Origin of the sequence: Lactobacillus sp. UMNPBX12 (assembly GCF_002553955.1) — a bacterium.
GTDB classification, from domain to species: Bacteria; Bacillota; Bacilli; order Lactobacillales; family Lactobacillaceae; genus Lactobacillus; species Lactobacillus crispatus.
In genome coordinates, this window is record NZ_PCYY01000024.1 from 23,352 (window position 1) to 30,317 (window position 6,966).

Annotated in this window: 8 protein-coding genes; 2 read left to right on the forward strand and 6 right to left on the reverse strand. The window is 36.6% G+C overall.

Going from position 1 to position 6,966, the window contains the following annotated elements:
- Position 1 precedes the first annotated feature (1 nt).
- Genes CP363_RS08805 through CP363_RS08815 form a run of 3 tightly spaced genes read right to left on the reverse strand, consistent with a single transcriptional unit; the run spans position 2 to position 3,098 of the window.
- Positions 2–835 carry an energy-coupling factor transporter transmembrane protein EcfT gene (locus CP363_RS08805; protein WP_005722925.1) on the reverse strand — a complete coding sequence of 278 codons (834 nt, stop codon included), beginning with the start codon at positions 833–835 and terminating at the stop codon, positions 2–4.
- Positions 828–2,537, reverse strand: a complete 1,710-nt coding sequence (locus CP363_RS08810; RefSeq protein WP_089147748.1) for an ABC transporter ATP-binding protein — start codon at positions 2,535–2,537, stop codon at positions 828–830. The genes CP363_RS08805 and CP363_RS08810 overlap by 8 nt, the downstream gene beginning before the upstream one ends.
- A gap of 3 nt (positions 2,538–2,540) precedes the next feature.
- Positions 2,541–3,098 (reverse strand): ECF-type riboflavin transporter substrate-binding protein, encoded by a 558-nt coding sequence (locus CP363_RS08815; protein WP_089143023.1) that lies wholly within the window; start codon positions 3,096–3,098, stop codon positions 2,541–2,543.
- Between the two features lie 157 nt (positions 3,099–3,255).
- Between CP363_RS08815 and CP363_RS08820 the strand changes: the two genes are divergently transcribed.
- Complete coding sequence (locus CP363_RS08820) at positions 3,256–3,636, forward strand: DUF1828 domain-containing protein (RefSeq protein ID WP_005720116.1); 381 nt, start codon at positions 3,256–3,258, stop codon at positions 3,634–3,636.
- Positions 3,637–3,701: 65 nt separating this feature from the next.
- Here the strand turns inward: CP363_RS08820 and CP363_RS11140 are convergent, their stop codons facing one another.
- The 3 genes from CP363_RS11140 to CP363_RS08830 form a co-directional block, all read right to left on the reverse strand.
- Positions 3,702–3,833, reverse strand: coding sequence for a hypothetical protein (locus CP363_RS11140; RefSeq protein ID WP_005720118.1), 132 nt, complete (start codon positions 3,831–3,833; stop codon positions 3,702–3,704).
- A gap of 103 nt (positions 3,834–3,936) precedes the next feature.
- On the reverse strand, positions 3,937–4,263 hold the full coding sequence (locus CP363_RS08825; RefSeq protein WP_013086267.1) for a hypothetical protein: 327 nt from the start codon (positions 4,261–4,263) through the stop codon (positions 3,937–3,939).
- 47 nt (positions 4,264–4,310) lie between these two features.
- A complete protein-coding gene (locus tag CP363_RS08830) occupies positions 4,311–5,249 on the reverse strand; it encodes a sugar-binding transcriptional regulator (RefSeq protein WP_098036151.1) in 939 nt (312 codons plus the stop codon).
- A 163-nt stretch (positions 5,250–5,412) separates the two neighbouring features.
- Between CP363_RS08830 and CP363_RS08835 the strand changes: the two genes are divergently transcribed.
- Positions 5,413–6,759 (forward strand): threonine/serine exporter ThrE family protein, encoded by a 1,347-nt coding sequence (locus CP363_RS08835; protein WP_065990891.1) that lies wholly within the window; start codon positions 5,413–5,415, stop codon positions 6,757–6,759.
- Positions 6,760–6,966: the final 207 nt, after the last annotated feature.

The following is a 6,966-nucleotide window of genomic DNA, read 5'->3' on the forward strand; positions in this document are numbered from 1 at the left end:
TCTAAATAAATGGATTATAAAATCTACCATGATCAAGTTGCCAGAGACCAACCACAATTAATACCAAAATCACGGCTGCGATCATTACAAGATAATCAGCTTTTTTAAATGATTGGGTGACATACCAGGTCCGTTTTTTCTTTGAGCCAAAGCGGCGTAATTGCATGGCTGTTGAAATTGTATCGATTCGATCCAAACTGGAGAAGATAAGAGGCATCACGATATTCAATGTCCCCTTAATTCGTTTGCCTAAACTAGCCTTTTTGGATAGTTCATTGCCACGTGCTTGTTGGGCAGCTGAGATATCCCAATAAGAATTTTGGATATCTGGGATGTAGCGTAGAGCTAGAGAAACAGCATAGGAAATTTTGTAACTAATGCCGATTTTATTTAATGAAGCAGCAAATTGACTAGGATTAGTAGTTAATAGAAACAGCAATACGATTGGAATTGAGCAGACATATTTTAAGAAAAGATTGAATAAGTAGAATACCTCTTGCAATGTTAATGTGAAGTAGCCGGCATGGATCAAGATGCTTTTAGAATGATAAATATTTTCACCATAGCTTGGCTGAAAGATGAAAACAAAAATCAGATTTAGCAACATGAAAACTACAATAAATTTCACGATAAAAGAAATCTGACTCCACTTAATTTTTGCCTCTTTAAACAAGAAAATTGATAAAATACAGATAGCAATTAAGAATCTGGTATCATAAGTTACCATACAAGCAACCGAGACTAGGAGCATAAAAACTAACTTAGTGGTTGCGTTTAATTGATAAATAAAAGAATCACCAGGTTGATAACCTAAAACTTGGCTCTCATTATGCATGTTTTTCATCCCTTTCTGCATCAATATAGGCGCGGACAAAGCTATCTGGATTTTCTAATTGATATTTGATAGCGAGATTATATAAGGAGGTTCGCTTCAAAGCGGCCTTTTTAATTAAAGCTTTTTCAGTTAATAACTTGATTGGATCTGTGTCAGCAATTAGTGTTCCATCAGCAAAAGCCAGGGATCTGTTAGTGTATTCCATCAGCAAGTACATATCGTGAGTGATAATCATAATTGTTTTGCCTTGATCATTAAGCTGTTTTAAAAAGTTCATGATCTCAGTATAAGTTTGCCAATCTTGCCCTGCAGTTGGTTCATCAAGAATTAATAACTCAGGATTAAGCACTAAAATTGCAGCAATTGTGACTCGCTTTTTCTGACCGAAGGATAAAGCAGAGATTGGCCAGTTGCGGTACGGATAAAGACCACAAACTTTCAAAGTATCATAGACCTTAGTGCGAATAGTCTGCTCATCATAACCACGTAGACGCAAGCCTAGAGCTACTTCGTCAAAAATCATTTTTTGTGAAATCATCTGGTTAGGATCTTGCATGACATAACCAATCTTATCGGAACGCTCTTTGATTGAAAACTGCTTAAGGTTATCACCATCAAATAAAATAAGTCCCTCATTGTCGATAAAGCCACAAATAATTCGACAAAGGGTGGTTTTTCCCGCACCATTTTGACCGACTATTGAAACAAAATCGCCTTGATTGATTGTCGCTGTAACGTCATGTAAAGGATGAATCTGCAATTTACTATAACGGTGGCCGACGCCTTTGAGTTCTAATAGAGGATGAGTCTCTTCTTTTTCACCACTTAGGGTAATGTTGTTTTGCCATTCTTGCAATTGCTTAGCAATTGCAGGATCTTGGGGCAAAGCAGCGACTGAAGTTAGGTCCGGAATACGCGTAAGGTCGACGTTAGCTTTTTTTAAGGCATTTAAATAAAGAGGACTACGAACACCAACGTCTTCTAAACAATTCTCATGTAATAGATCATTTGGCTTCTTATCAGCTACAATTTCACCATCATTAATTAGGATAATGCGATCTATAGGCTGACTCAAAACTTCTTCTAGACGGTGTTCAATAATGATTACTGTCGCATTTAATTCTTTTTGAATGCGATCAATTAAAGCCATCGTTTTCATTCCTGAAGCTGGGTCTAAATTAGCAAGTGGCTCGTCAAAAAGTAAAATTGGTGATTCATCAACCATGACACCAGCTAGAGCAACAATTTGTTTTTGACCACCAGATAGATTTTGTGGCGCCTGCTTTAATAAATGCTCAATCCCTAATTCATCAGCCCAGCGATGAACAACTTGCTTCATATGATTTTGTGGTTGGCAGTCGTTTTCCAAAGCAAAAGCAATGTCTTCACCAACAGTTAAGCCGATAAATTGACTGTCAGTATCTTGTAGGATAGTTGAGGTGGTGAAAGAAAGATCAAATAGGTTAGTGTCTTTAATATTCTTGCCGTTAATAGTGCATTCACCGGTGATCTCACCAGTATCTAGATTAGGAATTAGGCCGTTAATACAGCGGCCAATGGTCGATTTACCTGAACCTGATGGTCCAGCAATTAACAATTTTTCACCTTGTTTGATAGTTAGATTAATCTGTTTTAGTGTTGGCTTGGCCTGACTGTCATACTTAAATGAAAAATCTTTGAATTCAATAATTGTTTTAGGCATTGTTTAATTCTCCTTGCGCAAGCTGCCTTTTTTAATCTTGGTTCCAGCATAAGCTTTAAGTAGGAGCGTGCCAATGACCATAATTGTAATACCATTAGAAAGCGTAGCCGAAATTCCTTGGACAAAAACTTTGTTAGCAGGTTCACTATAGATGATAATGTCACCGATTGGTGCAACTACAATCCAGGCGAGAATATTGGCAATAATTTGAATGATATTAAAAAAGATTATTTGTTTAATACCAAAAATACCATTTTTTAAGTCTAAGCGTTTGGCCGCTAAACCGATGATCCAGCCTAAAACAGCAGTAGCTAATACCCAGCTCCACCAAGTCTGCCCGTACATAATGAAATCAGACAAAGCATGTCCAATAAAGCCGACAATAAAACCGACCTTAGCGCCATAGATTGACGCAAAAAGAGCCAAAAAAGGAAAGACTAATTCAATATTTGTGTTAGGAATAGGCGTAGGAATCGATGTGAAACGTGCTAAAATAACATAGATTGCCGATCCAATTCCGATCGCTACAACATTTTTAACTGATAAACCCTTAGTATGCATATTTTTCTCCAAAATTTAGTATATTTACAAGGTATAATTAGTAAGCGGTAACAGTCAAGCTGATTGGGAGATTCAATCTATTTAATAAATTTGTAGAAGAATTGCTAAGAGGGTATCCTTATATTAAAGAAAAGAATTTATAAATTAGAGGTAAAAAATGAAGCAGGATGAATTAAAGAAAATTAACCATGAAATAGGTTCGTATGTTGCTAAGGTAACCAAGACAATTTGGGTTGACGATAGGACATTGCAGATTGCCACAATGATGATTGATTCTTATGGCGATACCGTATATGTTTGGGTTGAGGAAGCCGATGATCATTGCCGCGTTAGTGATGGCGGACGAATTCTATTTAAGCTAGATCCTAATGAAGAAGATAAAGAGTTATATGAAACTGCGGAAGATATTGCGCTAGGGTCAGGTTATGAATTTGATGAAAAACACTGTGAGATTTTTGTTGATGTTGATCGCAAGAATGTGGCTCAGGCGGCAATGAAACTGGCACAATTACAAGTAGCAATTTCATATTTGGGCTAAAAAAGACATCCCTAAGTTTTCTTTGATTAGGGATGTCCTTTATTTTTAAGTCATTTCGAAAAACTTTAGACATTTGCCATCCTTCCTAGGTTCACATCTTGTGGCTTTTTACCATTGAGGTCAAAATTAGCAATTGCTTGTGCCAAAGCCATCATTGATACAACATCTGGAATACATTCATCAATTCTAAACTCCATAATTCTCACCTCCCAGTCATTGTAAATACAACTTTAGTAATTGTTAATCAGTACATAACAAATTTTAGCATAGAAAAAAACAGCCAGTTTTTGGCTGTTTTTTCTATTTTTTATTGCTATGTTGCATAAAAATAAAGAAGGCAGAAATAATATTAACAATCACAGCAGGTAAGGCTAGAGCAGCGGTAAAGCCATATAGTGCATTACCAATTACTCCTAAAATTGGCCCAATTAGTGAGATATTCATGTTATGCGATTGCACTACTGCAACGGCATTAAGGATCACGCCGAACCAGGCAAATAAGTAAAATATTAAAGCTATTCTAGCAGTGAAGTCAGCTCCAAGGATGGCAAACCAAGAGCTAATGAATAACACACAATTGATCAGGTTCAGTGCACCAATCCATAAATCATATCTAGATTTTTTCATTTTTTCTCCTCATTATAAATAGTCTATCTCTGTATTACTTTAGCGAATTAATCGATATTTTGCAAAACGCGTTGGGCAATTGCATCATTAGTTACTAGATGAGTAATGATACCGCTACGTAAGGCGCCAAGGAGTGCCTCAGATTTAAAGCGATTGCGGACGACACAAAAACGAATTGGCGTTTTCATAATGTCATTCATGCTGATACCACAAATGTGTTGTTCGAAGTCAGGGAAAAATTCACCTTTAATATTATATGGTCGTCCCATGATCATTCCAGCTACATCGCAGTCAGGAATGTCTTTAAATAGTTCAGGTCCATAATTTTCTTTCAAAAATTGATTAGCTTGAAATGATTGGAAAGTACTAAGACCAGTGAAAAGCATGTCTAAGTGATGATAACAATTTTCAATTACTTTAAAATAAGGCTCATGTTTCAAGGCAGGCATGATCTTTGGATTTAGTATATAAAGTGGGGTTGGCAGACTTAGACTATGGGAATGCAATTTTTCTGCCGCATCTTGGGCCAATGGATTCTTCCTGCGGTTAGAATTAATTGGTTGACCAAGTAATTGAATAAAGTAAAGTTGCTCTAAGTCCTGCTCAAAAAAGTCGTTGATCACGCCATGCATTGTTGCACCCCAACTAATACCAGCGATTTTTGCTTGCTTTAGATAGGTTTCAATTTGTTTAGCAGCGAAGTTAACTACGGCTTCACTATTTTCATCGCGGTTGCCGGTAATTTCGACAATAAAAGCTTCTTTTAATCTGAATCTTTTCTGAAATTCTCTCTCTAGTACCTGATTGCGTTTGATTCCACGCGAGATTTTAATTTTAACAATTCCACGGTTACGCGCGTCTTCTAGTGCTTTAGCGATTAAATATCGCGATAAATCATATTTTTGTGAGATATCAGCAATATTAAGCTGACTAAGGTAAAAGTCATGAGCAATGTTAGCAAGTTGTTCATCAGTTAATTGAGCCACTTTAAATCATCCTTTATTTCAAAATAACTTATATGTCTATTATAAATTTAAAATAATAAAAAGGAGCAGCAAATTTTAAAATATAAAAAATTATGATGAAGTTCCTGTGGTAGAATATAATAGTTATAATTATGCGAACTATGTAAGGGAAAGTAATAATAGCATGAGTGAAATTGATCGAGAACATCATTTATCAGAAAAACATCATATGAAGATTCTGTGGGAGGAATTTTTCAAGAGCGATGATAATACGATGGCGCAGGATGCAACATTAGTTGAAAAGGCCTCGATTGTAGGTCGAGTAGGTATTATGCTTTTAAGCTGTGGTACAGGTGCTTGGCGAGTACGTGATTCAATGGATACGGTTGCCAGAACCTTGGGCATTACCTGTTCAACGGATATTGGATTAGTGTCAATTGAATATACCTGTTTTGATGTTGATAATGAATCATATTCCCAGACTTTATCGTTACCAGCAACAGGTGTGAATATGACTAAGTTGAATGAAATGGAAAAATTCGTTCGGCAATTTGAAAAGGGACATGGGGAATGGACTATCGGTCAAATTCATAAACGCTTACGGGAGATTTCTCAGCAAAAGTCAGCGTATTCTCCGTTAATTTCGGGACTTAGTTCAGGCTTGGCCTGCGGCGGCTTTATTTTCTTATTAGGCGGCGGTCTTCCTGAGGTGATCTGTGCTTTCTTGGGTGCAGCTTGCGGTCAATATATTAGAGCAATTATGGGTAAGCACAGGTTAACTTTGGTAGCCAAGATTGCGGTTGCGGTTGCCATAGCCTGCAGTGTTTACTTTATGAGTTTTCATGTAGGAGAAATATTATTCCACATTAACCATGATCATGCCTATGGCTATATTGGTGCCATGTTGTTCGTAATTCCGGGTTTTCCATTTATTACATCTGGATTGGACATGTCTAAGTTAGATATGCGCTCTGGGCTTGAACGGCTGACTTATGCGATTTTAATTATCGTAATTGCAACGATGGCAGGCTGGGCTGTAGCAACAATTTTGCGTTTGCATCCAGGATCTATGCCTAAGTTAAAAATTGATCCAGGGACGTTAACCTGCTTGCGATTGCTGGCTAGCTTTTGTGGGGTGTTTGGTTTTTCAATTATGTTTAACAGTCGACCACAAATGGCAGCTACAGCCGCGGTAATGGGAGCAATGGCAAATACATTACGTCTTAGCTTAGTCGATTATGCTCAGGTTGCTCCAGCTTTGGCAGCATTTATTGGTGCTTTAACAGCTGGTCTATTAGCAAGTATTGTAAGGAAAAAAGTTGGTTTTCCAAGAATTGCAATTACTGTTCCATCAATTGTAATTATGGTGCCTGGTCTTTACATGTATCGAGCTGTATTTAACTTTGGAATCACGAATATTAATATCGGGGCTTATTGGATCGTAGAAGCGTTGATGATTGTCGTGGCCTTGCCATTAGGTCTTTTAGCTGCACGTATCTTAACTGATAAGAAGTGGAGACATGCAGATTAAATAAATTAAGGTAGAAAAAAGAGACAGATTTTTGGTCTGTCTCTTTTAGTTTGCGATTGTTAATTAATCATGCTTTCTTTTTAGTATAAATAGTTTGGCCTTATATATTAAATACTTATAATTTGATAATAAATAACTATTATATAGAAAACGAAAATTGCAATTTCAAATTGAACACTTTTGAAAATTAAATTCTGTATATTGAAT